At 58.9% G+C, this 457-nt stretch carries 1 pseudogene; it reads right to left on the bottom strand.

Annotation, left to right across the window (positions count from 1 at the left end):
• Nucleotides 1-457: pseudogene (locus tag ABR397_RS23300) on the bottom strand (ImcF-related family protein); the annotation flags it as partial.

Below are 457 nucleotides of genomic sequence, written 5' to 3'. Positions count from 1 at the left end.
GCTCGCGCACGCAGTTCAAACCGCAGCCCCTGACTGCCGTCTGCAAACAGCACATCCGATAACTGACTGAGCTGATTGACCGCGTTCAGGAAACGCGGGTTAAAACGCAGCCCCTGACTGTTCACCCTGTCTGGTACCCAGCGGTTACCCTCTTTATGCAGCACCCCGCCTAACTGACGGGTCAAAAACTGCTCCATGCGCCCGGTGTCCGGGCGGATAAATTGCCCCAGCATCGGCAATGAGATATCACTCTCCCCACCGGCAAACGGGTAACGACCGGCAAAGGCGGTATTCCAGTTGGCGACGATGGCCGTTTGCCACTGGGCATTCAGGCTGGCCGCAGACGGTTTCAGGATCTCCTGCCACGCCTGATTTAACGGCTGCACGAACATCGTCTGACCAAAACCGTGCCATGGGTCACCCAAACTGGCCGCCATCAGATTGCCGTAGCCCTGCG

It is taken from the genome of Photorhabdus viridis (assembly GCF_040256935.1).
Taxonomy (GTDB): domain Bacteria; phylum Pseudomonadota; class Gammaproteobacteria; order Enterobacterales; family Enterobacteriaceae; genus Photorhabdus; species Photorhabdus viridis.
Note: the sequence above shows the minus strand (reverse complement) of the source record. Positions and strands in the feature narration are given on the sequence as shown.